18 protein-coding genes and 1 tRNA gene are annotated in these 26,859 nt (G+C 64.6%); 6 read left to right on the top strand and 13 right to left on the bottom strand.

Annotated features, from left to right (window positions below):
* Window positions 1-67: 67 nt before the first annotated feature.
* The 5 genes from tmk to ACOFKT_RS07685 form a co-directional block, all read right to left on the bottom strand.
* A complete protein-coding gene (gene tmk / locus ACOFKT_RS07705; protein ID WP_419806819.1) occupies window positions 68-775 on the bottom strand; it encodes a dTMP kinase in 708 nt (235 codons plus the stop codon).
* The gene (locus ACOFKT_RS07700; RefSeq protein WP_419806818.1) at window positions 765-1,115 is read right to left on the bottom strand and encodes a hypothetical protein; all 351 of its coding nucleotides are present in this window, start codon (window positions 1,113-1,115) and stop codon (window positions 765-767) included. The genes tmk and ACOFKT_RS07700 overlap by 11 nt, the downstream gene beginning before the upstream one ends.
* An 83-nt stretch (window positions 1,116-1,198) precedes the next feature.
* A complete protein-coding gene (locus ACOFKT_RS07695; RefSeq protein WP_419806817.1) occupies window positions 1,199-2,020 on the bottom strand; it encodes a response regulator in 822 nt (273 codons plus the stop codon).
* 32 nt (window positions 2,021-2,052) lie between these two features.
* Window positions 2,053-3,129 carry a UDP-3-O-(3-hydroxymyristoyl)glucosamine N-acyltransferase gene (lpxD, locus tag ACOFKT_RS07690; RefSeq protein ID WP_419806816.1) on the bottom strand — a complete coding sequence of 359 codons (1,077 nt, stop codon included), beginning with the start codon at window positions 3,127-3,129 and terminating at the stop codon, window positions 2,053-2,055.
* Window positions 3,129-3,758, bottom strand: a complete 630-nt coding sequence (locus ACOFKT_RS07685) for a DUF6982 domain-containing protein (protein ID WP_419806815.1) — start codon at window positions 3,756-3,758, stop codon at window positions 3,129-3,131. The genes lpxD and ACOFKT_RS07685 overlap by 1 nt, the downstream gene beginning before the upstream one ends.
* A 160-nt stretch (window positions 3,759-3,918) precedes the next feature.
* Here ACOFKT_RS07685 and ACOFKT_RS07680 point away from each other — a divergent pair, with 160 nt between their 5' ends.
* Entirely contained in the window at window positions 3,919-6,093 is a 2,175-nt protein-coding gene (locus tag ACOFKT_RS07680) for a CCA tRNA nucleotidyltransferase (protein ID WP_419806814.1), read from the top strand.
* Between the two features lie 225 nt (window positions 6,094-6,318).
* Window positions 6,319-8,037 carry a cryptochrome/photolyase family protein gene (locus tag ACOFKT_RS07675; protein WP_419806813.1) on the top strand — a complete coding sequence of 573 codons (1,719 nt, stop codon included), beginning with the start codon at window positions 6,319-6,321 and terminating at the stop codon, window positions 8,035-8,037.
* Between the two features lie 115 nt (window positions 8,038-8,152).
* Here the strand turns inward: ACOFKT_RS07675 and ACOFKT_RS07670 are convergent, their stop codons facing one another.
* The gene (locus tag ACOFKT_RS07670; protein ID WP_419806812.1) at window positions 8,153-9,679 is read right to left on the bottom strand and encodes a VWA domain-containing protein; all 1,527 of its coding nucleotides are present in this window, start codon (window positions 9,677-9,679) and stop codon (window positions 8,153-8,155) included.
* Between the two features lie 400 nt (window positions 9,680-10,079).
* Here ACOFKT_RS07670 and ACOFKT_RS07665 point away from each other — a divergent pair, with 400 nt between their 5' ends.
* Both ACOFKT_RS07665 and ribB read left to right on the top strand, forming a co-directional pair.
* Complete coding sequence (locus ACOFKT_RS07665) at window positions 10,080-10,307, top strand: hypothetical protein (RefSeq protein WP_419806811.1); 228 nt, start codon at window positions 10,080-10,082, stop codon at window positions 10,305-10,307.
* Between the two features lie 143 nt (window positions 10,308-10,450).
* Window positions 10,451-11,674, top strand: a complete 1,224-nt coding sequence (gene ribB / locus ACOFKT_RS07660; protein WP_419806810.1) for a 3,4-dihydroxy-2-butanone-4-phosphate synthase — start codon at window positions 10,451-10,453, stop codon at window positions 11,672-11,674.
* 8 nt (window positions 11,675-11,682) lie between these two features.
* Here ribB and ACOFKT_RS07655 read toward each other — a convergent pair whose 3' ends face one another.
* Complete coding sequence (locus tag ACOFKT_RS07655; RefSeq protein ID WP_419806809.1) at window positions 11,683-17,556, bottom strand: choice-of-anchor D domain-containing protein; 5,874 nt, start codon at window positions 17,554-17,556, stop codon at window positions 11,683-11,685.
* A gap of 173 nt (window positions 17,557-17,729) precedes the next feature.
* Entirely contained in the window at window positions 17,730-18,380 is a 651-nt protein-coding gene (locus ACOFKT_RS07650) for an HAD family hydrolase (RefSeq protein WP_419806808.1), read from the bottom strand.
* A 44-nt stretch (window positions 18,381-18,424) separates the two neighbouring features.
* Between ACOFKT_RS07650 and ACOFKT_RS07645 the strand changes: the two genes are divergently transcribed.
* Entirely contained in the window at window positions 18,425-19,663 is a 1,239-nt protein-coding gene (locus tag ACOFKT_RS07645) for a pyridoxal phosphate-dependent aminotransferase (protein WP_419806807.1), read from the top strand.
* A 41-nt stretch (window positions 19,664-19,704) separates the two neighbouring features.
* Here ACOFKT_RS07645 and ACOFKT_RS07640 read toward each other — a convergent pair whose 3' ends face one another.
* The 5 genes from ACOFKT_RS07640 to ACOFKT_RS07620 form a co-directional block, all read right to left on the bottom strand.
* Entirely contained in the window at window positions 19,705-20,364 is a 660-nt protein-coding gene (locus tag ACOFKT_RS07640) for an MBL fold metallo-hydrolase (protein WP_419806806.1), read from the bottom strand.
* An 82-nt stretch (window positions 20,365-20,446) separates the two neighbouring features.
* A complete protein-coding gene (gene secG, locus ACOFKT_RS07635; protein WP_419806805.1) occupies window positions 20,447-20,746 on the bottom strand; it encodes a preprotein translocase subunit SecG in 300 nt (99 codons plus the stop codon).
* A 71-nt stretch (window positions 20,747-20,817) separates the two neighbouring features.
* Window positions 20,818-20,902: transfer RNA gene (locus tag ACOFKT_RS07630), tRNA-Leu, on the bottom strand.
* 98 nt (window positions 20,903-21,000) lie between these two features.
* Window positions 21,001-21,765: an HAD hydrolase-like protein gene (locus ACOFKT_RS07625; RefSeq protein ID WP_419806804.1), complete on the bottom strand. Its 765-nt coding sequence runs from the start codon at window positions 21,763-21,765 to the stop codon at window positions 21,001-21,003.
* Entirely contained in the window at window positions 21,728-23,290 is a 1,563-nt protein-coding gene (locus tag ACOFKT_RS07620) for a glycosyltransferase family 39 protein (protein WP_419806803.1), read from the bottom strand. The genes ACOFKT_RS07625 and ACOFKT_RS07620 overlap by 38 nt, the downstream gene beginning before the upstream one ends.
* A gap of 180 nt (window positions 23,291-23,470) precedes the next feature.
* Between ACOFKT_RS07620 and ACOFKT_RS07615 the strand changes: the two genes are divergently transcribed.
* On the top strand, window positions 23,471-26,572 hold the full coding sequence (locus ACOFKT_RS07615) for a protein kinase domain-containing protein (protein ID WP_419806802.1): 3,102 nt from the start codon (window positions 23,471-23,473) through the stop codon (window positions 26,570-26,572).
* The last annotated feature ends 287 nt before the right edge of the window (window positions 26,573-26,859 follow it).

Below are 26,859 nucleotides of genomic sequence, written 5' to 3'. Positions count from 1 at the left end.
GAATGCGACCGGAGCCCGCGTGGTATTTGCCTCGCGCAGTAGCGTCAGCGACACTTCCCGTTGCCACCTAGCTCCCCGACGAAATGCGCAGCTTCGCTTCTACTGATTTCTGGATCGCCGCCGCAATCTCTTCAACCGACCCGTCTCCCAGTCGCAGCACCCGCTCCGGCTCGCGCTCCGCAATTGCCGCATAGGCCGCATGCACGCGCCGGAAGAACGCCTCACCCTCAGCCTCAAACCGGTTCTCGTTTGCACCGCCATGCTCGCGCTGAAACTGCTCATTCCGTTTGCGAGCCCGCTCAAGCGCAAGGTCAGCATCCGGCAGCAGTAATACCGTCAGGTCCGGCTGAAAGTCGTCACAGATCGCGCGGTGTACCGCCAGAGTGCGGTCCGAGCCGAGCCCACGGCCTGCGCCCTGGTACGCCTCGCTCGAGTCCGTGTAACGGTCACACACCACGACGCGCCCCTCGGCCAGCGCCGGACGGATGATCTCCGCAATCTGCTGCGCACGGTCGGCGAACATCAACGCCAGTTCCGCCAGTGGCGCGATGGCACCTACCGCCGCCTCGCCCCGGCTGTCCACCAGGATGCCCCGGATACGCTCACCCAACGCGGTCGAGCCCGGCTGCCGCAACAGCACCGGCTCCAAATCACGGGTGCGCAGCCACTTCGCCAGCAGCCGCACCTGTGTCGTCTTGCCCGATCCGTCTGGCCCCTCAAAGGTCAGGAACAGCCCGCGTCCAGCCTGCAGGATCGGGTCCTGCTCACTGCCCATGCACGCTCACCTGGAACTCCGCCCGATCCTGCGCCGGGAAGCGGATCAGCAGTTGTCCCTCATCGCCCTCATGCAGTGCCGGCCCGGTCTGCTGATGCTCCTGCATCTTCGCGTCGGTAAAATCCAGCTTCACCGGCCCGCTGCCGATCACCTTGAATCGGTAGTGAAACACCTGGCCCGGCGCCAGATCCTGCGTTCCGAAGCTGGCAGACGGGTACGCCACCTGCACTACGTGCAGCGGCGCTCCGCTCGCGTTCACAACAGTGGCCTGGATGTACTTGGAATGGCAGCCTGCCATCAGCAACGTTCCAGTCAGTCCCAGGCCGATCATCCAACGCATGCCAAAAGCCTATCAGCCGGTGATGCTGTCACGTCTGCTCGACCACTTCTTCCCTGGATGTGCTTCGCTTGTGTACCGTCTCGCTAATCCAGGCTGCGCGCGCTCAATACCACGCCATTGCTGCCGTCGTGCAGCATGATCGGAAACGCCAGCACGCTCCATGTCGCTGTCTGCTCTTCCGGCTTCGGCTCCTTCAGCAAACCGCGGCGCGTCCGGTCGATGTAGGTTTCGCGGGAACTCGCCACCTTTTCCAACACGTCCCGCCAGTCGCGCAGCCGTTCGCCGAGTTCGGTAAACAGGTTACGTCCGGCAAACCAGTCGCGCGGCTCCCCAAGGTACTGCGCGGCGGCCTCGTTCACGTACACCCACGTGCCATCCGCTTCCAGAATCTGTACCAGCACATCGACACCGATCGCACGGGCGATGCGCGAGTAATAAAAGTCGCGCGCGTCCACTACCACCGGCGCTCCGCGGCGCTTTGCTTCCAACGCACGCAAGGCACTCAACAGGTCTTCCACCGATGAGTAGCCCTTCAGCAGATGCATGTCTTCCACACCGCCGAACCGGCGCTCCAGCGTGGCCGAAAGAATAATGATGGGCACCGACGGCCTGCGCTGTCGCAATTCCGTCGCCACCTCCGTGCCGAACTTGCCCTGTCCCAGGTGATAGTCCAGCACCGCGACATCAATGGTGTCCAGCAGTTCGTTCGCTTCCTCGACCGAACTGGCCGGGAAGCACTCGTAGCCGTTCTGGCGCAGGATCGCGCAGCGCAGCAGCAGGGTCGCAGGATCATCGTCCAGCAACAGCACGCGAACGTGCGCGGGGTGCGGCGGCATCGTAATTACATTCGGACCTTCCACGGCACTCGTCTGTCCCGCGCCGCCATGCTGATCCTCGCCATTCATCACGGCGTTGGATGCGTGGTGCTCGCCGGTGGTCAGCCACTCAGGTTCTGCTGGTGTACCCGGGATTTTCCCCCAGGTTTGCCTTCCAGCGCGTCCAACCGGGACCGCACCGCGCGCATCTCGCGGAGCAGCTCCGGCAACCGCGCAAATCCAGCCGCAGCGCGCAGCCATTGCCGGTTGTCCATGGCCGGATAGCCAGACACGACCGCCTTTGCCGCCACATCGCTCGGGATGCCCGTCTGTGCAGTAGCAACCGCATCGTCGCCGACCTTCAAGTGTCCAGCGACGCCCACCTGCCCGGCCAGGATGACCCGGTCGCCTATTTCCGTCGAGCCCGCCAGCCCCACTTGAGCGCATAACAGGGTGTCTTCGCCCACCGTCGACCCGTGGCCCACCTGCACCAGGTTGTCGACCTTGCTGCCGCGGCCGATCCGCGTCTCGCCGATGCTGGCACGGTCGATGCAGCTGTTGCTCTGCACCTCGACGCCGTCCTCCAGCACGGTCACGCCCGACTGCACGATCTTGCGCCAGGCACCGCCGTCTTTCGCGTAGCCGAAGCCGTCGCCGCCGACAACCGCGCCATTTTGCAGCGTCACATCGTCCCCAATGCGGCAGAACTCCCGCACCACCGCATGCGCATGCGCAAAGAAACGGGCACCGATCTGAGCGCCCTGGTAGATCACCACATGCGGCAACACGACGGCACCCGGCCCCAGTGTCACACCCGGTCCGATCACCGCGTACGCGGCAATGTGCGCGTCTTCGCCAATCACGGCCGCCGGATCGACCACCGCCGTCGTATGCACACCGGGCGGGTACGCCGGCGCCGCGTAGAACAGGTCCAGCACCCGCGCAAACGCCAGGTACGGATTCCCGATGCGCAGGGTCGCCACACTGTCCAGGGCGGGGAAGTCCGGCTCCACCAGCACTGCGGCCGCACCGGTCGTGCGCGCTTGGCCGGCGTACTTCGGATTGGCCACAAAGGTGATCTGGTCCGGTCCGGCCGACTCGATGCCGGCCACGCCGCGAATTTGCACATCCGGATCGCCGTCCAGCTCCGCCCCGATCCGTCTCGCGATTTCCCCCAGCGTTAGCGCTAACGTACTCACTACCGGACCTCCGTGCCCGCTTCCGCGAACAGGTCAGCCTGCGGTGTCTCGATTCCAGCCTCCAGGCGGCCGACCACTTGCTCCAGCTGTTTGCGCCGCGTCGGCGTCGTCACCACCGCGACCACCTGCAGTCCGGTCAGTGCCGCTCGCGGCACGTACACGCGTTGCGAGTTGCCACGAACATCCGGGGGCACCATCTGCAGGCCCAGATCGTCGACCAGTCCCGCCGCCAGCGACAGGTCGAGGGCCGCCAGACCCTCCAACTCGTCGCCGTCCCGAAAACTCAGCCGGACCCAAAGCCCCTCCGTCCGCGGTCGCGCCAGAAATTGCTTTCGCGGCAGCCGCTCGGGGTTTGCCTCGTCGGTCAGGTTGAACTCGCGTACGAAATGGGCGATCTTCACGTCCGAAAGCGGTACTGTCTGCACACGCCCGGCCAAGTCCAGCAGTTCCATCGCCGGCGCATCGCCGTCACGCGAGATGAATCCGCTGGCCGGAACATAACCGCGCAACAAGCCCGGGGAGAAGCGCCGGACAATTACCTTCTTTTGCGCGCTCGCCAAACCCGCTCCTTGTGCCCGCCCCGCGCGCAGTTCGTCTTTATGAAGATCAAGCTTGCCGCCCGGCAGCACTTCTCCGTGTGCAACAATCTGCGTGACTTTCGCGAAAGTCCTATGCTACGCTAGGGCGTTACGATGTTCCCGCCGGGTGCCGCTAAGTAGAGCGGATTGTGTACCTTAGGCGAGATTTGTGCACCGGCTTCAGCCGGTCTCCGGAGTTCAAGAGCGCCCCATGGCCGATTATATCTACCTCGTGGAAAATCGCCTTTCCGCCGCCCAGCAGCGCGCCATCCATATCGTCCGCGACTTGGCCCGCACGGAAGAATTGACGGTTTTTCTGACCGGCGGCGCCGTCCGCGACCTGACCGCTGGCAGTGCCGTCCGCGATTTGGACCTGACCGTGGTTGGCGACGCGACCGCCCTGCGCGGTGGCATTGAGGCTTCCGGCGCGATCTTTACCGGCGAAAACACCGCGGCCAAGGCCCTCTATTTTCTATTTCCCGGCGGCGTCCGGGTTGAGGTAAGCACCGCAATCGCGGTTGAGTTCCCAAAGCCTGGCAAACCCGTCTACACCGCCGCAAACATCATCGACGATCTGCGCCGCCGTGACTTCACCGCCAATGCCATGGCGCTTTCCTTGAACGAAGGATCATACGGCCTGCTCATGGACCCGCTGAACGGCGTGGCCGACATCGAAAACCGCGAGCTGCGCCTGATTTCGAACTACGGATTCATTGAGGATCCGGCCCGTATGGTCCGCGCCACCCGGCTTAGCTCGCGCCTCGGCTGGCAAATGGAGGAGCGTACCCGGCAGAGGTACGACAACGCGAAGTCGGAAGACCTGTTCGACACAGCACCGAAGACCAGTGTTGCGTATGAGTTGGAAGAGATCTTTTATGAAGAAGATCCAGTCCGCGTGATGCGCGCGCTGGACGCCGAGGGCTGGCTGAAGCAGCTTTCACCCGAACTCGCCGCGGCCAGACCGAATGAGACTGCGTTGGCCGATCTGCGCGAAAAGCAGGGTCAACTGCTGCTGCAGGGTGTGCTGGCGGACGCTTCCGCGCTCGCTCTGCCGCTTTTGCTGGGCAAGAGCTCCGCCGCCGACGTGGACGCCATCAAGCAGTCCTTCGCACGCTCCGGCTTCACGGCACAGGTCGACTCGCTCGAAGCCCGCACTCGCGATCTGCAGGCGCGCTTCTCCGGCAAGGAGGCCGCGTCGCCGTCCGCCGCCTGGCGCATGCTGCACGAAGCCGAGCCCGAACTGGTTCTGTCCATGCTGGTTCACGGCAAGGGTGTTGTGCAGCAACGGCTGAAAACATTTCTGAATGATTCACCTACGGCCCGCCAACGCATTCCATACGCCACGCTGCAGGAAATGCGCATCACGCCAGACCTGCCCGTGTACAACGAACTGCTCGACAAACTCTTCTTTGAGCTGATGGACGGAAAGCTTTCCACGCCGGAAGATCTGAAGGCCTACCTGGAGCCGTACTCGCCGCCAGCACCACCGCCTCCGGTAAACCTGCGCCGCGCCCGCGCCAAGAAAGAGGCCCGTCCCAGCCGCGCCAAAAGCAAAAAGGCCGTTGCTGTCGTGGAAGAAATCACCGAGACGGTGCCGCAGCAGGAGGAGGCGCTTGGCGTCGCCGAGGGTCTGATGGAACCAGGCACCCTGACCGGCCCCGATCGGGGGACCGAGCCGACCGTCGAAACACCGCTCGAAGGCAAAGTTGCTCCTCTTGCACCCGGTGAAGCCGAACCCGAGCCGAAGAAGCCCGCCAAGGCTGCAAAGGCGCCCAAGGTCCTGCCCGAGGCCGACAGCGAGCCCGCGCGAACGCTCTCCGCGAAAGCCGCGCCGGTCGCCACAAAGCAGGAACGAGCCGCTACCACGCCGCATCTGCAAGCCGCCCGCGAGGTCGCCGGCAAGCGCCCCGTCGTCATCCCGGCTCCGGCGAAGTCCACTGCGCCAGCAACTCCGGCGGTACTGCCGAAGCCAGGTGCTGCGACGAAGTCCGCCAACGCCGCCCCACCCCCGCGTCAGGTAGCCAAAGTCGCCACACCTCTAACGAAAGCAGCGGCCGTGACCAAAGCTGCCCCGATCAAGAAGGTCGTTGCGCCCGCAAAGAAAGCCGCAACTACGGCAACAAAGGCGTCGGCCAAAGCAGCACCCGGAAAGATCGTACCCGCGAAAGCTACGGGCAAGACCCCAACAAAACAGGTTGCGAAAGCACCTGGCAACTCGTCATCCAAAAAAGCTCCAGTCAAGACAGCGAAGGTGCCAATAAAGCAGGCGCCGACGAAAGCCGCACCCGGCAAAACCGCGCCGAAAGCGCCTGCGAAAAAGGCGACGGTGAAGGCACCTGCCAAAAAGCCGGCGAAGGCCGCAGCGAACGCAGGGAAACGCCGCTAGCAGACCGGCGTAGAGTCGCACACCGGAGCGAACGGGCTGGATGGCCGAACCAGGCTTTCCAGCGGTCGCATAAGTGCGGAATAGGCGGTTCAGAACGTTTCGTATCGCAGCGGGATTGCTGCTAACTAGCCTCCCGTTCTACGCCGTAATGCGCGAAATTCGTTGGATTGAAACGTTCAGAGCTGGCACCCAACCAGACGAAACTGCCTCGTCTACCCTCATCCCATGCCGTTTTTAGTGCAGATGCGCGAGGCTGAACCGAATGCCGACGAGCGCAGGCGCCGCGCCTGGGTCTTCGTGCCCTATGACCGTGTGAACGACAGCATCGGCCCGCTCGCCACTCTTGCACCGCAGGACGCGGGTCTGATCCTGATTGAGTCGCACGCCAAGGGTCGCAACCGGCCGTACCACAAGAAAAAAGTGCTGGTGGTGCTGTCAAACATGCGGCACTTCGCGCTGGAGCAGCAGGCCCGCGGCGTCGCCGTGGTCTACCGCAACGGACCGGCCAGCTACGGCGAACAACTCCTGGCGATTCAGCGTGAACTTAACCTGCCGTCCATCCGGCTTGCCACGCCGGCCGAGCGCGAGCTGCGGAAAGACCTGGAGCTTTGGCAGGGAAAGGGCCTCGATCTCACCTTCAGCGCTGACGATGCGTGGCTCTCCACCGAGGCTGACTGGATCGCTGTGTTCGGGGATGAGCCTGCCGCGGCGCCCGGCGACCGCACCGGCCGCGGTGAACGCCAATTTCTGATGGAGCGGTTCTACCGGCACATGCGCAAGCAGACCGGCATCCTGATGGATGGCCCGGCCAAGTTCATCGGCGGCCAGCTTTCCTTCGACGCCGACAACCGCCAGGCCTACCGCGGCGAGGTCACGGTGCCGAAGCGGCCCAGCTTTCCGCCCGACGCCATCACGCTGGAATTAATCGAGTGGCTCAGCCACAACGGCGTGCCCAGCATCGGCACCTTCGACGGCTTCGACCTTCCCGTGACGGCGGAGGACTGCCGCGCCTATTGGAAGTTCGCGTTACAAGAGCTCCTGCCCAACTTCGGGCCGTACGAGGACGCGATGTCTTCGCGCGAGCCGATGCTGTTTCATTCGGCCATCTCCGCCCTGATGAATGTGAGCCGCTTGTTGCCAAGCGATGTGATCGCCGATGTGGCCGATTCCTACGATCGCCTGGCGCTGCCGCTGGCCAGTGCGGAGGGCTTTATCCGCCAGATTCTTGGCTGGCGTGAGTTCATGCGGCACATGCACCGGGTGACCGACGGTTTTCGGACGCTCCCGCAGCACCCCGACCCGCCCGAAAACCGCGCCGCCAATCCCTACAGCCACCTCTTGGTGAAAGAACATAACGATGCCGCGCCTGACCGGCCCGCAACGCCGTCGGCACTGGATGCGCACCGCCCCCTGCCGCCCGCCTATTGGGGCCAGACCTCGGGCATGTTTTGCCTCGACACGGCGGCGCAGCAAGTCATGTACCAGGGCTGGTCACACCACATCCTGCGGCTCATGGTGCTGTCGAATCTGGCGACACTCTGCGGCTTTTCGCCACGCGAGCTGACCGACTGGTTCTGGGTCGCCTACGTGGACGCCTACGACTGGGTCGTGGAGCCCAACGTGCTCGGCATGTCCACCTTCGCCGACGGCGGCCTGACCGCGACCAAGCCCTACGTCTCCGCCGCCGCCTACATCAACCGCATGAGCGATTACTGCGGCAAGTGCTCGCTCGACCCACGCAAGTCGACCGGGCCCGGATCCTGCCCGTTCACCGCGCTCTACTGGACCTTTCTCGAACGCCACCAGGATCTGCTCGGCGGCAACCAGCGCCTCCGCATGCCGTACAACACGCTTCGGAAGAAATCGGCCGAGGAGAGGGAAGCATTGCGAGAGCGTTCCGAGCGGGCCATCGCACAGCTCGAACGCGGCGAAATCGTGGACTGAACGCGGCACCTTGCCAGGTTGGAGAGGGCTGCCTTGCGAGCTGCGCTCGCCGGAACTTTTGCAGGGCAAGAGAATCGCGGCCTGGCTGTAATGGATTTGCTGTTCGTTGAGATCGCTAGGGTTGCTGCGATGTTGTCAGGTCGGTGGGTGGAACATCGGTCGTGCCGACACGGGACCCATGTTGATCCATCACTGCGACGCGCAGCCTCGCCGTTTCCGCAGGCATGGCGAACGGCAGATCGTAACGCAACGCTTCCCTGGACTGCAGATCCGGACGATTCGTTGTGACCTGGTAGAGGCGGTTGTAGAGAGGCTTTCCCGATTTCGTGTATGCCTCGACCGCAATTGCCTGCGCAATCACTCCACCGGTTCCGCTCACGCTTGTCTGCCACTCAATGTTGTCGGGCGTGAGTGTCAGATGCAGCACCGGATGCTTTCCCTTCCGGTCCAGCCGTGCTGAAGTCTGCAGGCCAGTGTAGGGAAGCGGACTCTCCAACGCGCGCTCCAGCTGTGCCTTCACATCAGAAGCGGTGTTCTCCTTGTTGCGATCGGTCGCGATGTAACCATCCCGTGTGCGTGCGTGCAGGCCCGGTGTCCGCAGTTCCACATGAATGTGACGGTACTCGCCATGGAAGTTGCGGTCACGCGGTGCGTACGCCAGCAGGTAGCTACCGCTCGCGTCATCCAGAGCTTGCCCGATGGGAACATCGATAAAGTTCTGGTTTTCGTATGCACGTCCACCCGTGCGTTCGTCCAGCTTGTTTAGCAGGCTGTTGATGACCGCGGAATTGGAGGTCAGGTTCGTGGTTTGTCTTGCAAATTGCGCGCCGTTGTCCTCCAGAACGCCGCCCGGTGGCAGGAGTCCCGGTTGTGCCTCATGGCTCGGCAGCGACGTTTCGAACTGCACGCCGTGCGGGTCGACGGTGTACACCGACATGCGCGCGCCCAGATATAGATTTGCCGTGTGTTCCATAATGATCTCGAAGTTGGCGCCCACCTCAGGGCTGTTGACCAGCTTCGCCATCGTGACGAATCCACTTGTGATCCAGATGCAGTTCGTCCGGATTGGCGAGCCCTGCAGCGAGCGTCCGATTGTTTCCAGAGCGCTGACCGCGTGGGTGAAGTTCGCGTAATCCTGGTACTCATCCACAGCAACGTTTGCGGTGCCGGGCAGTACCGCCGGCAACTCGCGAAGAGCTTTGCGCAGAGCAGCCCGATCCGTGCTGAAGTCGTGTATCAGAACCAGCTTGTGATCCGTCAGCGCCATCAACGCGATCGCCTGGTCCGCAGCCTTGGTACTTGCGAGAAATACATCCAGCCGGTTGCGTGCAAATGCCAGATCCAGAAAACTGATGTTGACCTCATCCAGCAGGATCAGCGTCCGTTGCCGTTGGTTGACGGTGGTCTGTGGTGACGGGCCATTTGTCGCTTCCGCTCGCGTCGCAGAACCGTCCCGAGCACCTGCTGACGGCGCGGCTTTCTGTGGCGCCTCCAAGAGATGTGTTTGCTGCTCAACGCCGTCTTCCGTCACCACGAAGTCGGACTGAGAAAGGTTCTGCACGGTTCGGCCAGCGCTGTCCGTAACGACTACATCCAGCTGTATGTCGCGCGTGGTGGAACGCACCACTGGAAGGTCTGGCACGGCTGCCGCAGCGCCCACGTCCCCAGACTGCGCCCGCATAAGCGGCAGGCCAGGAGCTACAACGGCGACGCACAGAAAAGCAATGAGAAGGAGAGTTCGTCTGCGGAGATCTTTTTTCAGTTTCGAGTGCATTCGCATGCGACATCCTCCTTCGCCAAGAACACTATCCCTCCGCACCCTTCACGTGCAATCTTGCGCCTATTACGTTGATGTCACGCCGAGCGCAGTAGAGAACCTGTGTGCAATCAGAGCGATGAAATGCGGCACGCAATCGCTGGTTGATCCTAATGTTCTGGCGAGTACATGGACAATCTAAACGAAACGCGCTAAACTAAAGCGTTTCGTTGCACTTGCGGTGCTGGCCGCAGCGCAACCGTAGCAGAAGGAGCAAACACCAAGCATGGCAAAGCGCCGCGGTAATCCGAATTGGGGCAAGCCCGAGCCGATCGGCCCGGTGGTCCCGACCATCACATCGTTTGAGCAGGTCGTCAAAGAGTACAAGCTGACTCCTGACCAATACGTTCGCTCCACACGCCTTCGCGAGTGGGCGCGCCGGAACAAAAATTCGAAGTACATTCCGGAAGCGTTGCTCGAAGCCTGGGGCTTCGAAATCGAGTCCTCGCTGTAGCACACGAATTATGACCCCGTACGTCTCGGAATAGCCGGACCAAATCTTCGGGGCGTTGCCGCGATGCACAGCACGGATCTCGAATCGTAATAGCATCGACGCCGCTCCAATACCGGAGCGGCGTTTCCGCAGGAGCACAAGGCATGGCACAGCCACCGTTTGTCGACGTTCCCGAGGCTCTGCGGCAGTTCGCCGCGGGCAAGATCATCGTGGTCGTGGACGATGAAGACCGCGAGAACGAGGGCGACCTGACCCTGGCCGCCGAGTTTGCCACGCCCGAGGCCATCAACTTTATGGCAAAGCATGGCCGCGGTCTCATTTGCCTGACCTTGACGGAGGAACGCGCCGACTACCTGCGTCTGCCGCCTATGGCGACGGAGAACACCTCGCGTTTCGGCACCGCTTTCACCGAATCGATCGAGGCGCGCGAGGGCGTGACAACCGGCATCTCCGCCGCGGACCGCGCCCATACGATCCTGACCGCCGTTCGCCCGGGCACCACAGCGGCCGACCTGGCGCGGCCCGGTCACGTCTTCCCGCTGCGAGCTCGGAAGGGCGGCGTGCTCGTCCGCGCGGGACAGACCGAGGCATCCGTCGACCTGGCCCGCATGGCAGGCCTGATCCCCGCCGGCATCATCTGCGAAATCATGAACGACGACGGCACCATGGCGCGCGTGCCAGACCTGGTCACCTTTTGCCGCGAGCATGATCTGGCGATGCTTACGGTTGCGGAGTTGATCCGGCACCGTTTGCAGACCGAGCAGTACCTGCATCGTGTCGCGGAGTCGGCCGTGCAAACGCCTTGGGGTGAGTTTCAGATGCTCGCCTATGAGAGTGACGTCGAAGAGCACGCAAGCCACTTTGCCCTGGTCCGTGGCGATTTGCGCGCGGCCGCTGCTGCCGGTGAGCCAGTGCTGGTGCGTGTGCACACCCACAGCGTCGCAGGCGGCGTGCTGCAGCTGGACGGAGACGAGTCGCGCCGCAACCTAGAATCTGCCATGCAGAGCATCGCGGAGGCGGGCACGGGCGCACTGATTTATCTGCACAACGCCACACCCGGCTTTGCAATCGACTACTCCGGCGACCGCGAAAGGGAACGTGGCCACACCGCACTGCACGCGCCAGGACGAATTTTGCTGAACCGCGAGCAGAGCACGCGCGGCCGTACCGGCGAGCATGGCCAGCAGACGCTGCGCCACACGGGCGTTGGCAGCCAAATCCTGGCCGACCTGGGCCTGCGGCGCATCCGCTTGCTGGTCAATCGGCCGACGCACGTACCGGCGCTGCAGGGCTTCGGGTTGGAGATCGTGGAGCAGGTGCCGCTCGTGTCGTCCCGGCGGCCCAGCTCCGCGGACGTCAGCGCTTAGCGGCAAGCCTACTTTGGTGAGTTCGTAATCGTAAGGGTGACCGGCACGGTTTGCTGCGCCGTGATGCCGGTCGTACTTGCCGCGGTGATGGTGAACTGGTACGTTCCCGGCGCGGCGTACCGGATGCGCGTGTCACCTTTGACGCCGCTGCCACAGCCGCCGCTCAGCAGCACCGCAAACAGACCGGCTGCAAGCAGCAGCATGGTGCGGAGGCGTCGGCGGCGAATGCCGGTCAGCAGCAGCATGGGCGTCGCGCATAGGACAGCCGCACGCCAGTCGCCGTTGGGGCGGAGTGCACTGCTGTTCACCGCGGACACCGTGCTGATGGTCGCCGTTGCACTGACCGAGCCATTGGCGAGCGTGACGGTGGACGGCGCGATCGAGCAGGCGGTGTACTGGATCACAGATTTCGGCGTGCAGGTAAGCGCCACGGCTCCGGTAAACCCGTTCACGGGCGTTAGCGCTAACGCGTAGCTTGCCGGAATGCCGTAGGGCACCGTCGCCGACCCGCTCGCTTCCCCGTTCACCGTAAGCGTAAAGCTGCCGGCCTGCACCCCGTTCCCGGTCAGCGGCACCACGAGCGGTGATGCAGGATCGCTGCTTGAAATGGTCAATGTGCCGTTACGGATACCGGGCACCGTCGGCGCGAAGAGCACATTCAGCGAGCACGATGAGCCCGCCGAAAGCGTGACCGGACCGCAGGTGGCGGTCGCGCTGAAGTCTCCGCTGGAAATGCCGATCTGCAACGCATCCACGGCGGCTGCACTTACATTGCTGAGTGTAAGCGCTAACGTCTGGGTTTTTCCGAGCAGGACGTCGCCGAAGTTCAGCGTGGACGGCGTGACGGCGAGCTGTGGCTGCACGCCGATACCGCTCAGCGCAACACTCAGCGGCAGCGGCGTCGCGGAACTCGCCACGGAAAGCGTACCGGCGCGCGTGCCCGTTTGCGAAGGCGTGAAGAGGATTGCGACCGCGCAGCTCGCACCCGGTGCGACGGCACTTCCGGTGATGCATGGTGATCCGGAAGGAGCAGCACCCGCAGTAGCGAAATCGCCGCTGATGGTGATCGCGCCCAAGGTCACGGAGCTCGTGCCAGTGTTGGTGAATGTCGCCACTTGTGAGGCGCTGGGTTTACCGACGAGCACACGTCCGAACGCAAGTGAAGACGGTGCCAGAGTCACCGACGCTGGCGTTCCGATGCCGAGCAGGCTGACGTACTCCAGCGCGTTCGAGGCATTACTACGGATTTCCAATGCACCCGATCGCGTTCCGGCTGTCTGCGGCGTGAATGCAACACTTGTCTGACACGACGCTCCCACGGCCAGGGCGCCGCAGTTGCCCGTCGCTGAAAAATCCGGCGAAGTGACTACGCCCGAGATGCGGAGCGCGACCGTACCCGTGTTGGTGACCACCACGGTCTGCTGCACGGAGCCGCTGCCGACGGTGCTGCTTGCGAACGTAAGCGCGCCTTGCGAGGTGGTCAGCACGGCCAGGGGCGCCTCGGGCGCGGGACCGTTGCTCTGCACGGGCACGGTGCGGCCGGCTAGATCGACCAGCAGCGGGCTGTTTTCCGCGTCGGATTCGAGCGTCAGCACGCCCGTTTGGCTCTGCGATCCGGCGTTCCCGCCGACGGTGGTCTGCGAGTTCGGCGCGTAGGTCAGCACGACCGTGCAGCTTGCGTTCGGTGCCAGCGACGTCCCGCAGTCGCTGGTTGCCTGGAAGGGGAACTCGGCCCGGATTCGCCGCACCGTGACCGTGGCCGTGGCGCTCTGGTTGACCAGCGTCAGCGTCTCGGTCGCGCTCTGGCCAGAGGCTACCTGGCCAAAATCGATCACGCCCGCCGCGGTGAAGTCGCCCGCGACCGCCAACGTGCCTGTGCCGCTGCCGTAACCCTGCAGGTACGCCAGGCCGTTCACAGTGGCGGTGCCATCGGTAGGCTGGCCCTGCATGAAGAGCGTTCCGGTGGCGTCCGCGTTCAGCAGCGGAGCATACGCCAGCGATACCGTACAGCTGCCACCCGGAGCGAGGCCCGCGCAGTTCGTCGCGGTCATCGGGAACTGCCGCGGCGCCTCCAGGCTGAGCGTGAGCGACTTTCCAGAGAGGTTGTTGACGCGGAACATGCGCACCGAGGTGACCGAACCGGTTGCGAGTGCGCCATAGTTCACGGAGATTTCTTGGCCGGGAACGATCTCCAGACCGGCGCTTTCGGCGGTGTAGAGCGCTGAAAGCGCCAGCGTGTACTGCGTGGTCTGGGCAGCGCCGCCCGGGGCTGTGGTGACCGGGACAGTCAGCAGGCCTCCAGCGAGCGAGTCGCCGGGCGCGTACGTGACCGTGAGCGTGCACTGCGCGCCGGGTGAGAGTGAGCCGCAGGTGCCGTTGACCGCGAAGTGGCTGTCGCTCACGCTCGGCGTGCCGACAGTCGCGGTCAAGTTGCCGGTGTTGGTGAGCGTGACGCTCTGTTGCGTCCCCTGTGTGCCAGGAACATTGCGGAAGTAGAGAGACGCCGGTTGAAAGGTCAGCCCCGGGTCCGCGTCGCCATAGCCGGTGAGCGCCGCCGTAGCGAGACCAGCGGACGTCGTGACGCCAAACGTGCCAGAACGCGGGCCCGTGGTCGATGGCCCGAACTGCACCGCAACCGTGCAGCTTTCGCCTGCCTGCAACACCCCTCCGCAGGCGGTGCCGCCGGTCGCCGCGGCACTGATCGCGAAATCGCCGGTGACGCCTGGTGCGGCGGTTGTGATCGCGGCACCAGTCGCATTGGTCAGCGTGAACACCTGCGCGCCGGTGGAACTGCCTACCGGAACGGAGCTGAAATCGTGCGACGCGGGCGAAAGCAGGACCCCGGATGGCGGCACGCCTGTTCCCATAAGCGCGACCGTTTGGGATCCGCCGCCGTTGGTCGAGTGAATGCTTAGGTTTGCCGATTCCACACCCGCCTGCGACGGCAGGAACTGCACGCCCAGGTAGCAACTGAGGCAGCTGCCGGTAACGCTTTGCTGGAACCGGGTGCGATCCGGCGATCCGTAGCCATACCCCTGGTCCTCCACCAACAGCACGCCGTAGTCGGCGGTGCTTGAGGCGACGGTCAGGCTGGCGAACGGCTGTGACACCCGGAACCATTGCACGGACGGCGTCTGGACCGGAACCTGCCCGAACTCGACCAGGCCGTTGACCGGCAGGAACGCCGTAGCGGCACCTTGCAGCGTGACATAGACCGGGCTGCTGCTGCCAGCGGCCACGCTCAACAAGCCTTGCCGGGTGCCCGCGTCCGCAGGCGTGAAGCGCAGGGTTACGGTGCAGCTTTCGCCGCCAGCAAGCGAAGCCGGGCAGTCGCTCGCGGTGAAGTCACCGGTGACCGCAACGTCCAATGGGAACGCGCTCGCCCCTGTGTTCCGGATCAGAACCGACTGGGTCTCGCCCGAGACCGTGGTGACGACAACTGGCTGAGAAAAGCTGACGGACGCGGGACTGACCGCCAGGTTCGGGTTCACGGACGAACCGTTGACGCTGGGCTGCGGCACGGTTTGGCCGTCGATGAGCATCGCGATGCCGTCGACGCTGATGGTGGTTGCGTCCGACGAGGGCACGACAGATGATGCGTAATTGACCGTAATCTGACAGACCGACTGCGGCGCCAGGGTAGATGGGCAGCCGTCCGTCAGCGTAAAGGGGAGGTCGGGCGACAGCGCAACCGCCGCGTGCGATTGGGCGGCGTCGCTGCCATTGGAAAGATAGAGATACCGCGGCGAGCGAAGTCCACCCGCAAACACGCGGCCAAAGCCAAGGTGCGTCGCCGACAGCGTCAGCGCGTCCGCCTGCGTGTAGCCGGTCAGCGTAAGCTCCCTTGGACCGACGATCCATGTCGCGCGCACGTTGCCGTCGTTCGTCGCATCGCCGGATGCAGCAAGTTGCAGCGTGATGGTGCAGGACGCTCCCACCGCGACCGTGAAGTTAAGACCGTCGCCGGCTGCTGTGCAGGTGGACGCGCTTTGGCTGACGGTGAACAGGCTGCTGGTGAGCCCCGCCTGAGATGCGAAGGTCTGCGGCGTTGCTGCCAGGTTCGCGACCGTCAGGGTGCGGGCACGTGTCGTTGCGGCGGAGGTGATACCAAAATCGAGCTGCTTGGGCGTGATGCTCAGGGAGTCTGCGGTCAGGTTCGTTGCGGGCAACGACGCAGTTGCCGGGGCTGCGTTCCCAGCAGTGGCCGTGATTGATCCGGGACCGCTTCCGGCCAGTGCGATGTCGCACTCAGAGCCGGCGGGAAGCGAGCCATTGCACGTGGTGCCCACGACGGAGTAACCGTTCGCGCTGACCTGGACTCCGTTCGCCTGCGTTGCACCCGCATTGCGCAACGTGATGTTCGGCAGGTCATCCACGGAAAGCAGAAGGGACGCGCCGCCGGTCGCAGCTAGCCGCGCCAACACTGCCGCGCTGCCTGCGCAGGCGCTGCCATTACAGCTTGCGGAGGGCAGGGCGTCACGCACCGTCGACGGTAGGGCTGCCGTAGCCGCAGGTCCGAGCGTCACGTCGAAGCGTTGGGTGCCAAGCAGGGCGCTGCTGAGCGTGGGTGCGATGCCGCCAGCGAAGAGCGCGGAGCCGTCCGCCGCGACAAGAACGCCGCCCGTAGACGCGGGCAGGCTGCTGAAGCCGGCATGGTTCACGGGAATGCCGCCGACGCGGGCTGTCCGTTGCACCGCACCGTTGCCGTCGCCGACCAGCAGGAACGCGGAGCCCTCCGGTTGCAGGGAACCAAGTGGCAACAGCGGCGAAACGTTAGCAGTGCCCGCGCCCACGCCCGCGACAAAGCCTATAGCCGACGCTGCGATGGTGGAGCTGTCACCCGGAGCAAGCAGGGTCGTGCTCAGGACCGCGGAGCCGTCCTGTGCGATGCGAACGGCCGCCTGGTAAGTGACGTTGGCCGCAATCGGTGCACGCACCTCCGTAAGCGGGAACAGGCCTGGCGCGATGTTGCCACTCAGCAGGACGGTGCTGGTTGCCGTGTTCACGGCAACGGAATCCAGGCCGCTGCCGGGCACAAAGGTGGAGAAGACAAATCCGTCACCCGCCGAAGTCAACTTGGTCAGGAAGCCGGAAACGGGCGAGCTTTGGTCGTTGAGCAGACGTGGGACGAGCGCATTGATGGTTGGAAAGCCGCTGGCCGTGGTGTTGCCGACGACGTAAGCGTTGCCGGACGCGTCCAGGGCGATGCCGGCAGGTGCGGTGTCGCCGTTCGCGCCACTCAGATAGGTGCTGTAGCGCAGTGTGCCGGTCGCGGCGTCGAAGCTCTCGACGAAACCGTTGGCGTTGCTGCCCGGCAGCGGCTGTTGCTGGATGCCGTTGGGCGTTACCGGTAACGTAGCGGCAAAGATGCTGCCCGTGACCGTGGCCTGCGTCGCGGAGGCGTCCACAGCCGTGACCGCCATGCGGCCGCTGCCCAGAAATGTGAGCCACTGCTCCGTGAGCGCCGGCGTGAACTTTGCGACGAACGAGTTCGTCGTGCTGTCGGTACGCGCGGGGTAACTGGTGCCGGCGGTGCCGCTGATGGAGCCGGTGGAGAGGGAAGTACCCGCGACGTAAACCGCCCCCGTGGCATCAAGAGCGAGCGAGACACCCTGGTCGCCTGCCTGGCCCAGATGCGCTTCGGCCAGCACCGTGGTGGCGTCGGCGTCCATCTTGACGACGCGTACGCCGTCCGCGGCGTCGAGCAGGGTGTACAGATTGCCGGCGGTATCGGCCTTGAGCGCGCGAAAGCGGCCCTGGCCGTTGATGGAGCGCAGGCCTGCCTGCGTCAGCGACTGCGCCGGTACGCGAAGCGCCAGCAACAGCAGCGTCAGCAGCAGCGAAGAGCGAAGGCGAGTTGGGCGCGGCAGCAGCGAAAGCATCACAAGTCACTCTGCGCGAGGACCGGGAGCGGCCGCGCAGTCGTAACCAGTAACCCATGAAGAAGAGCGGTGCGGGTGTCCCATTCTGGGATGGGTACACGGAAGTTGCAGACGATCGTACCGTTTCTGGCCCGGAGTGTCTCGCTCCGGTTCAGGACGATATTGATGTCCGTTCAGACCGTTGTAGTTGCCGGTTCAGGCTGCAGCAGATAGTGGAAGCCTCGGGCCTCCATTTCGGCCTGAAACGTAACGTGGTCACTATAGACGATGCCTTGCATGCCGAACTGTTCGGCGGCACGGATGTTTTCTTCCTTGTCATCCACAAAAAGGATTTGCCCGGGCGGGACTCCGAGGCCCTCTGCCGCGGCGGCGTAGATGGCCTGCTCCGGCTTGCGCAGGCGCAGAGCATGGGACCAGACTGCGTGGTGGAAATCGCCGATCCAATCGAACTTGCGGCGGATGCCCTCGGCCATGGCGTCGCCGATGTTGGACAGAATGCCGGTACGCACGCCGGCCCGGTGCAGCAGCTTGACCCAGGCGAGCATGGGCAGGTTCATGTCGGTCCAAAGTTCTACGTCAAGCGCGAGCAGTTGATCGCGCTGCTCGGGGGTGAACTCGCGATCCGCGTCGGCGGCCACGCGATTCCAATACGGCGTGCCGTCCAGCGTGCCGCGGTCGTAATCGTCGCGGTGCGCCCAGTAGAGCCGTTGCAAGGTGCGCTCGTCCAGGCCGCTGACGCGCTGCATCTCCGTCCAGACGGCGGGCACCGGTGGGCGGCTCAACACCATGCCAAAATCGAACAGGACCGCCTGGACTTGCTTCATAGGCAGGATTGTACCTGCCGTCCGTCGCCAGCTTTGATACTCCGATGCATTTTTCAACGCGCACCAACTTTGGCTCTGAAGCCGACCCGCTGACCGAGGCGCTTGCTCTGCGCCGGCGCGCCGGCCTGCCGGTGCTGGATTTGACGGAGAGCAATCCAACGCGCTGCGGTCTGGGGCTGGACAGGGAACTATTACTGCCGCCGCTGTCGGGTGATGCGAACTGCACGTATCGCGCCGAGCCGTTTGGGCCATCCGCGGCGCGAGAGGCGATCGTATCGGCGTACTACGGCGAACGCGGCGTGACGGTCGCGCCGGAGCAGATGGTGCTGACCGCGAGCACGAGCGAGGCGTACAGCTTTCTGTTTCGGCTTTTTTGCGAACCGGGCGACCACGTGATGGTGCCACAGCCGAGCTACCCGCTGTTTGACCTGCTGGCGCGGTTCTGTGATGTGGAAACGCGCCTGTACCCGCTGCGATTTCATCACCGTTGGCAAACCGACCTGCATGCCTTGGAGGCGGCGATCACGCCACGCACGCGGGCCATCGTCGTGGTACACCCGAACAATCCGACTGGGCACTTTGCAGCCGCGGAGGAACGCCAGGAATTGGACCGGCTGGCTGCACGCCACGGTCTGCCGCTGCTGGTGGATGAGGTCTTCCTGGATTACCCGGTGGAAACCGGTTCCGGTGCTCCATCGGCACGCAGTTTCGCCGCGATGCCACATCGCGAGGCGTTGACCTTTGTGATGAGCGGGCTGAGCAAAGTGCTGGCGCTGCCGCAGATGAAACTGGCCTGGACGCTGGTGCTCGGGCTCGGGGCGCAGCAGCGGGAAGCCCTTCACCGGTTGGAGTATGTGGCGGACACCTATCTGTCGGTCGCGGTGCCGGGGGCGAACGCCGCGGCATCGTGGCTCCGGCACGCAGGGCAGTTGCACGCGCAGGTTTTGGCCCGTGTCCGCACGAATCTGGCGGTGCTGGATCGGGAGCTTGCCCAATGGCCTCTCGCCTCGCGGCTGCCGGTGGAGGGTGGCTGGTCGGTGCTGCTTCGGCTTCCCGCGCTTGAGCCGGACGGGGAGTTCGCACTCCGCCTTCTGCAGGAACGAGGCGTCCTTGTACATCCTGGGTCGTTCTTTGGCCTTCCCGGACGCGGTTGGGTTGTGGTCAGCCTCTTACTGCCGGAAGGAGACCTCCAGCGCGGCTTACAGGCGCTGTTTAAGGGGGTGCGGGACACTGCAGAGGAGGTGCACTCTCAGGTGCACAGGAACCTTTCCAGTAACAGTTGAGCGTTGCACCTGATGTGATGCTTGCAGTTCCGCTCGCCAAATCACAGATTATGCAAGAAAGGATTGTGGTCGCGCTCCGCTGCGATTGTGGTCGAAAGACCATGACCAGGAACCACCAGAGTGCCCTCTGGAAGGTGCAACAACTCGCCTTGAATGCTGCGCAGAATTTGAGAGGCGTCACCTCCCCACAGGTCCGTGCGGCCGATGCCACCGCGGAACAGGGTGTCGCCCGCCAGCAGCAGATCCGCTTGGGGTGCGTGCAGGCAGATGCTGCCGGGCGTGTGTCCGGGAGTGTGAAGGACGTGCAGTTCCTCAAGACCGAGCCGCAGGACTAAACCGGCCTCGGCACTCGTGTCGGGCGGACGCACCTCAGGTGTCGCGACTCCCATCCATGCCGCCTGCTGGTCCATGACGCCGACCAGGGCGAGATCCGCCTGGTGGTACAGCACAGGTGCGCCCGTGAGAGCGCGCAGCGCGGCCGCGCCTGCGATGTGATCCAAGTGCGCGTGCGTGACCACGATGGTCTTCAAGTGCAGCGCGTGCCTGGCAAGGACGGCCACGATGCGAGTCAGGTCGCCGCCGGGATCGACGACCATGCCCTCCAGCGTCGCCGGGTCGCCAAGCACGGTGCAGTTCCACTGGAGCGGGCCGACCGGAAATGTTTCGCGGATCAGTACGGCCTTGCGGACCGGTTCAGGCATGGTGATGACACGTCCTCACTCGATTCAAAAAGCGAAAGGCGCGTGGTGATTGCCACGCGCCTAGAGCCGTCGGAGATCGCAGCTACTTCTTGGCGGGAACCGACGTGGAGGTGTGGGTTCCGGAGAGCACGGAGTGATTGCCCGTTCGCGAGAACATGACCGTGAGCACGATTGCCAGCACCATGAACAGCACCGCCGACCATGTGGTCAGGCGCGTAAACAGGTTCGCCGTGCCGCGCGGACCGAAGGCGGTCTGCGTGCCTTGACCACCAAAGGCGCTGGCCAGGTCGGCGCTCTTGCCCTGCTGCAGCAGAACGACGCCGATCAGAAACAGGCACACCACAACGAAGAAAAAGACGGTGAAGTACAGAACAAAGGTCATGACATCCTTGAAGCGCTTCGCGCGTTCGCGGCTGGAAAGCAGGCACGAACACATCGAAAGAAAATGTGGAATGGTGCGGAGGAGGGGACTTGAACCCCTATGCCTTGCGGCGCTAGCACCTCAAGCTAGTGCGTCTGCCAATTTCGCCACCTCCGCAGCTTCGCGGCGCACATTAGCCACGCGAGCGGATCAGCCATCCAACGGCGAGTATAGCATCGTGCGTGGTTCAACTCCCACCGCCGGCGGACGCAAGATCAGAAGATTTGAAGCAGATTACGGATGCTCGAAAGCTGCAGCAGGTGCTGGCCGGCCGGAGCCGTGGCGACTGCCTCATGCTCCAGCACCCAGGTATTTGGATGTGGCACAAAGACAGCGTGCAGGCCGGCAGCCAGCGCCGGGTTGATGTCGCTTTTGGGGCTATTGCCGATCATCCAGGTGACCGCCGCGTCGTGCCGGTGACGCGAACGGAGATCCAGGTACGCGTCGCGGTGCTTTTCGCGGACGACCTCCACGTGGGAAAAGAGTGGTTCCAGGCCGGAGCGGCGCAGCTTGCCGGTCTGCTCCTCCAAAGCACCTTTCCTCATCAGCACGAGCGTGTGGCGGCTTGCAAGCTCCGTGAGCGTTTCCGCGACGCCGGGCAGCAGTTCCATGCGTGCATCGAGGATGGCGGCAGTAAGCTCGTGAATGCGTCCGGTTTCGTTGGCAGTGCAATGCCGGCCGTGGAAGCGTTCGATCCCGGCCAGCAGTGACGCGCGAAAGCTGAGTGCGCCGTAGCCATGCACCGCAACGCGCTCGTGCTCCAGATCGTTGAAGGCGCTGCGAACCTCCGCTGGCGACCAGGTGGGATGCGCAAGCAGGTCGACGAAGCCGGCGATGGCCCGCTCGAAATAAATGTTGTTCTCCCACAGCGTATCTCCGCGTCGAAGAGCAGCGTCTGCGGGGTTTGTCGCAGGTTGAGGCTTGCTGCGGGAAGCGTCGCGTTCATGGCAGTTCAACCAGCCAGGTGTCCTGGTCGGCATAGCTTCCTATCGACTCATTGACCAACTGCAACCGCGCGCCGTCCTGTTTCAGCTTGCGCAGAAGCCATTGCTCGGGGTAGCTGTAGCTGCCGTAGACAAGGAAGCGGCGGTGCGTCTGCACGAACTGATTGGCATCCACCACGCGGTCGGCAAGATTAAAGGTCTGCTGCACGCGGTCAAGGTGGTCGAAGATGCTGGCGTGCGCCAGGCTATGGGCGGCGTCCAGGTCCTGCAGGTAAAAGGTATTGGCCAGCGTCGCGGAGCTCTCGCGCTGCGCCATCTCGACATAAGTCAGGCCGTTGGCATCGACCAGCGGCAGGTGCATCTGCGCGGCAAGCTGGCAGGGCACACAGGCCAGCGGAACGGGCTGCACACGGCGTAGGTGGCGCAACTGCAGCAGCGCGCCGGGCAGGGCATGACTCTCCAGCAAGGCAAGCACGGCAACGATGAGTGCGGCGCTGCGGCGGCCAGAGGTCCAGCGGGCAAGCAGCGCGATCGCAATCACGGCGACGCCAAGGCTGGCCGCGCTGCCGTAGCGGTAAAAGAATGCCGCACGCGTCACCATGAACCAGAGCATCAGCATGCCGGGCAGCGCCGTCCACAGCAGGGCAACGGCCCACTCGGGGCGGCGCAGGCCCCAGCCGCTGGACCCACGCAGCGCGGCGAAACCGGCTGTCGAGAGCAGAACAATGGCCGTCAGGACCAGCAGGATTTCCTCGCGGACAAAGCGCGCGTTGTAGAAGGCGAAAACCATCGTCGGTGTGGGCAGGAACGACGGCGGGAAAATCGTATGCCCGTGCTCCGCGATAAAGCCGCGCAGCAGCGGTGTGACCAGCAGGGGCAACGCCGCGGCGGCCACCAGGGCCGGCCTGCGCCACTCACGAAACAACAGGATCACCGCGATCAGCAGCAGCCATGCGGGCACGGCCAGCGCCTGGGAGAGCAGGGCAGCGCAGCCGGCAAGAAAGACTAGAGCGAGCCGCCAGGGCGCGGGCTGTTCCGCCGCGGCCTCAGTCATCCACCAGCCCAGGGCGAGCGCGGCAACCATGACCGCATAGGGACGCGCCTCAGTGAACAGGTCGCCCGTGGGGCTGGCGAGCAGCAGTGTGGACGCGGCAAAGCCGTACAGATTGCCGAAACGGCGAGCGACGAGCCGGCCCAGGAACACCATGGCCGCGAAGAAGGCGAGCGTCTCCGGCGTGCGCGCACCCAGCGCATTCGCGCCAAGCAGGTGCATGGAAGCACGCGTCAGCAGGTACGTGAGCGGCGGGTTCAGATCCAGGGCACGAAGCTGCGCGAACATCTGCCCGAGCGTTGGCGCCTGTGCAATGTGGAAGGTGAAGAGTTCGTCGAACCACATGGGCCGGCCTGCGATGCTGCGCAGCGCAAACAGCATATAGATGACGAAGAGCACGGCGTACAGCAGACCCGGCCTCTCGTCCAGCCAGGCACTTGCCGAGTCAAGTGCTGCGGCTGTTCTGCCGCGCAAGCGGTGCAGCGGCTGCAGCAGAGTGGATCCAGGCATGGGTGTCAGTGTAGCAAGCTGGCGCACGCGGTTCAGCCTCTGTTCTGACGTGTCGGTTGTGGTTCGGGCGCAACGCTCATGCAGTGATGACATGCGTTTCTGTAGGCGGTCGTCTATGATGACTGCACCTGACTGCGGCCGCTTCTTGCATCAGCTCCGGGTCGAGGAGGTCCGGATCGCTTGCCTTCCGCCCTGCCCGAAAAATTCGGACCCTACCTTGTCCGTGATCAGATCGGCTCCGGCGGCATGGGTGCGGTGTACCGGGCGCTGGATCCTCGGCTGCAACGCGAGGTCGCGATCAAGGTGTTGCACCGCAACCTGGAAGTTTCGGGTGCGCGGCAGCGATTCCTGCGTGAGGCGCGCACCGTTTCGTCGCTGAACCACCCGAATATCTGCACCATCTTCGACATCGGTGAGCAGGACGGCGATCCGTACCTGGTCATGGAGCTGCTGCAGGGCGAGGCGCTGAAAGAGCGTATCGCGCGTGGGACGGTGCCAGAGGACGACCTGCGCGAAATTGCGTTTCGCGTCGCTCTGGCGTTGCAGGCGGCGCATGCCAAGGGCGTGGTCCACCGGGACATCAAACCGGCGAATATCTTCCTGGTTTCCGACGGATCGGGCACGGTCGATGTGAAGGTGCTCGACTTCGGATTGGCGAAGCTCGAGCAGGATACGAACGCGGCGCGAGACCGTACGCGCGGCCTGACGCGGGCGGGTTCGACCGTGGGCACGGTGGAGTACATGTCACCGGAGCAGGCGTGCGGCGAAGAGCTGGACACGCGCACGGATCTATTTTCACTGGGCGCGGTGCTGTACGAGATGGCCACGGGCCAACTGCCGTTTCCAGGTGCGACCAGCGCCATCGTGTTTTCTGCGCTGCTGAATCAGAACCCAGCGCCGCCGCGTGAAGCCAACCTGAACCTGTCGGCGGAGCTGGACGGCACCATACGCGCCCTGCTGGTGAAGGATCGGGCAGCGCGCCTGCCGTCGGCGACGGCGCTGCTGGAGGCGCTTTCCATTGAGGCGGCGGCGGAAGCGTCTCCTGGAGAGACGGTCACGGCAAGCGAGGCCGCAGAGCCTGGACGCGCAGGGGCACCCGTGCAGAGTTCCACGAGCCCGCCGACGCCCCGTCCGCCGCGGCCCATGCCATCCTCTTTCGGCGCACCGCAGCCTTTGTCCCCGGCAGCGCCGGGCAGCGGCAGTGCCGAAACCCGAGCGCAGTCGGGCACATCTCGCGCAGACGCGTCTTCCACTTCGGCTGAGGTCCGTTTGCCGACTCGGGAACATCGGGCGGCCCCGTCCGGAAATCCGGATGCTGTATCGGTCGAACCGGCGGATCCGGTGCCGGCGAACTACAAACGCCGCACCGGGGAGGCGTTTCGGCAGGGCAGCCGTCCGCATGGGGTAAGCGGGCGTGTGCCGGTTCAGCGTGACGCTGTGAGCACCGGCACCGCACCACGACGTTCCAAAGCTCCCTTGGCCGGGTTGGCGTTGCTGCTGGTGGTCGGTGGGGTGGCAGCGGCCTGGCTTGGGCTTCGACCGCACAACGCAGCTTTTGGCGGCCGCACCGTTCGGGGCCCGGTGCAGATCGTGCCGTTGCTGAACCAGACCGGGGATCCTGCCCTGGACCACGCGCCCACGGAGCTGCTGCAGTTGCTGCTGGCAGAATCGCCCCTGATTACCGTACGGCAACCCGCTTCAACGGATATTTTGGAGGGTGGCACGGACCTGTCCAGAATGCGCACTGGTCTGCGGGAACGCGCGCCCTCGGCAGCGGCAGGCGAGGCCGGTTCCGCTGATGAGCTGTACTCCGTGAGCGGATCGGTTTCGCTGAACGAGGACGGCTACTTGCTTCGCCTTTCCCTCAAGCAGGCCGGCGACGGAAGCGAAGGTGCGGCGTTGGAAGCGACAGCCGCTTCGATGCCCGAGTTGCCGGCGCAGCTTGCACAATTGGCGAACCGCCTGCGCGCGCAGATGGGCGAGAGCTCGGCGAGTATTACCGAGAACATCGCGGACCTCCCGGGCACTACGGATAATCTTGCCGCCCTGAACATGGTGGCCCGGGGTGATGCTCTGGCCGAGACGGGCGACGACCCGGGCGCGCTTGCCACCTATCGCGACGCGGTTCGGCAGGCGCCCGGTTTCCTTGCGGCGCGCCTGCGGCTGGCCGCGGTGCTGTTGCGCCTGCACGCGGACAGGGAGGCGTCAGGGGCGTTGGATGCGATTGCTTCGACGCCAGCTGCGGGCGGTCCCCACCTTCGTGCCCAGCGGGAGTACCTGCTGGCGCGGCGCGGCGGCGGCGGTGAAGCATTCGCCGTGGCAGAGCGCTGGCACACAACGCGGCCCGCGGACCCGGACGCCCAGGAGGCCTGGACCGAGCAGTTGCTGCGCAGCGGACGGACGAGCGAAGCCGTTGCCGCGGCGGACGCCGGTCTTCGCCAATCGCCGTTTCGCCTGCGCAGTCAGCAGTTGCAGACACGGGCGGAGATCGAAAGCGGCCAGCCCGGCCAGGCGTGGAGTTCGCAGACCCGGGCCTTCCGGGCAGGTCTGGGATCGCCCGGGCTTTCGCTGGCAGCGGCTGTGCTGCAGAACGATGCCGCGGAGACCGCATCGGCGCTGGCGCACGTGCGCGATACCAGGCCGAGCGCGGATCTGCTTCTGGAGGATGCGATGTACCGCGCCAACACGGGCGACCTGAGCGGGGCATCGGCGTCGTTTGACCGCGCTGCAGCCGTTGCGGGCGGCTTGGCGGGTGCGGGCTCCGCGGCCCAGTACGCGGCCGGGCTCAGGCAGTGGAATTTGGCATTGGCAGGGGAATGCCCCGCGGCCGCTTCGACCGCTCCGTCCATGGGTGAGACGGCAGTGCTGGCGTGGATGACGTCAGCCTGGTGTCACCTGCCGGCGCCAGCGGCAGCCCAGGTCTCGGCAGACCCGCGCGCCCAGGCGGCAAGGCATTGGATTGAAGAAGATCGGGCCGGCGCCCTGAACGTGCTGAACAACGCGCATGAGCCGGACGCGGCGCTGCTGCGGGCGCGGCTGGAACTGCTGCTGGGGCAGCCGGCCGCGGCCATTTCCGACGCGAGAGCGATCGTGGATCATCGCGGCGCGGCCTACCTGTCGAGCGGCATCGTCTACCCTGCCGCGCTTGCGTTATTGTCAGCGGCTTACCGCAGCACGGGCGATGAGGCAAACGCGGCCACGGAACAGGCCGTCCTGCATGACGTTTGGAAAAACCCTGCCGCTGTGTCCCACCTGTTGCAGGCGGCGGCGAAGGTGCGGTGAGCAAGTCCGGCGTTGCCAGGCGGAGAGCTATGAACGTTCTACGCGGAGTACGGATCGATCGGCCCCGGATCTGTCCGGGATGCGCGAGCGCCGTTTGACAGGCAGCTTAGTTTGCACGATGCAAAGGCTTTTAAACCGCGAGTCTTTTTTCGGTGAATGGGACGCAGAGGCGGAAGCGGCGAAATTGCCATAGCCGGGCTTCCGTGCGCTGGAGCCAGCGGCACCCGCATGCGAGCGAGCGGTTGCGGAGATCTCAGCAGGGGCGTTGACCGTCATGGTTGGCGATG

This window comes from Terriglobus sp. (assembly GCF_965201105.1).
Lineage (GTDB): Bacteria > Acidobacteriota > Terriglobia > Terriglobales > Acidobacteriaceae > Terriglobus.
This window is presented reverse-complemented; position numbering and strand designations above follow the sequence as displayed.